The organism is Caballeronia sp. INML3B (assembly GCF_023631305.1).
GTDB lineage: Bacteria > Pseudomonadota > Gammaproteobacteria > Burkholderiales > Burkholderiaceae > Caballeronia > Caballeronia turbans.
The window spans coordinates 1-1863 of record NZ_JALQDI010000024.1 but is presented as its reverse complement, the minus strand read 5'-3'; the positions used below and the strand labels follow the sequence as shown (position 1 = coordinate 1863).

Sequence of the window (1863 nt, the reverse complement as noted above, 5' to 3'; positions counted from 1 at the left end):
AGCGATCCGCACAAGCTCGTCGATGTGATCGCCGCGCTCGAACCGACCTTCGGCGGCATCAATCTGGAAGACATCAAGGCGCCGGACTGCTTCATCGTCGAGCGGGAATGCCGCAAGCGCATGAAGATTCCAGTCTTTCACGACGACCAGCACGGCACCGCGATCGTCGTCGCGGCGGCGATCACCAATGGTCTGAAGGTGGTCGGCAAGGACATCGGCGAAGTGAAGCTCGTGGCCTCGGGCGCTGGCGCGGCGGCGCTGGCCTGCCTGAACCTGCTCGTCGATCTCGGCATGAAGCGCGAGAACATCTTCGTGACGGATCTGGCCGGCGTGGTCTACAAGGGCCGCACCGAACTGATGGATCCGGACAAGGAACTGTTCGCCCGCGAAACCAGCGCGCGCACGCTCGCCGAAGTGATCGAAGGCGCGGACGTGTTCCTCGGTCTCTCGGCCGGCGGCGTGCTCAAGCAGGACATGGTCAAGCAGATGGCCGCGAAGCCGCTGATTCTCGCGCTCGCCAACCCGACGCCGGAAATCCTGCCGGAACTCGCGCTCGAAGTGCGCCCGGACGCGCTGCTGGCGACGGGCCGCACGGATTATCCGAACCAGGTCAACAACGTTCTGTGCTTCCCGTTCATCTTCCGCGGGGCGCTCGACGTTGGCGCGACCGTGATCACGAAGGAAATGGAGATCGCGGCTGTGAACGCGATTGCGGAACTGGCGCGTCAGGAGCAGAGCGATATCGTCGCGACGGCTTATGGCATTCAGGATCTGTCGTTCGGCCCCGAATATCTGATTCCGAAGCCCTTCGATCCGCGTCTCATCGTGAAGATCGCGCCGGCCGTGGCGAAGGCCGCGATGGATTGCGGCGTGGCGACGCGTCCGATCGAGGACATGGACGCCTACGAGCAGCATCTGCAGCAGTTCGTCTATCACAGCGGCACGACGATGAAGCCCGTGTTCCAGCTCGCGCGCAGCGTCGAGCCGGAGAAAAAGCGCATCGTGTTCGCGGAAGGCGAGGAAGAGCGCGTGCTGCGCGCGGTGCAGATCGCCGTCGATGAAAAGATCGCCAAGCCGATTCTCATCGGCCGGCCGGCGGTCATCGAGCAACGCGTCCAGAAGTTCGGTCTGCGTCTCACGGCGGGCACCGACTTCACGGTCGTCGATACCGATCACGACGAACGCTACCGCGACTTCTGGCAGAGCTATTACAAGATGATGGCGCGCAAGGGCATCAGCCAGCAGATGGCGAAGCTCGAAATGCGCCGCCGCACGACGCTCATCGGCGCGATGCTCGTGCAGAAGGGCGAAGCCGACGGCATGATCTGCGGCACGGTGAGCACCACGCATCGCCATTTGCACTTCATCGATCAGGTCATCGGCAAGAAGGAAGGCGCGAAGGTCTACGCGGCGATGAACGCGCTGGTGTTGCCGGGCCGGCAGATTTTCCTGGTCGATACACACGTGAACGTCGATCCGACGCCCGAGCAGCTCGCTGAAATCACGATGCTGGCGGCGGAAGAAGTGAAGCGCTTCGGCATCGTGCCGAAGATCGCGCTGTTGTCGCATTCGAACTTCGGCACGAGCAATGCCCCGACCGCGCAGAAGATGCGCGACGTGCTCGCGATCCTCAAGGAGCGCGCGCCCGATCTGGACGTGGATGGCGAAATGCACGGCGACGTCGCGCTGGATGCGCGTCTGCGTAAGGAAGTGCTGCCGGAATCGACGCTCGAAGGCGACGCGAACCTGCTGATCCTGCCGAACATCGACGCGGCGAACATCTCGTACAACCTGCTGAAGACGGCGGCGGGCAGCGGCATCGCCATCGGGCCGATTCTGCTCGGCGCCGCGAAGCCGGTTCAC

General features: G+C 63.6%; 1 protein-coding gene. It reads left to right on the top strand.

From position 1 onward, the window contains the following. On the top strand, window positions 1-1863 hold a 1863-nt coding region (locus tag NCS58_RS12310), incomplete at both ends, for an NADP-dependent malic enzyme (RefSeq protein WP_250538524.1).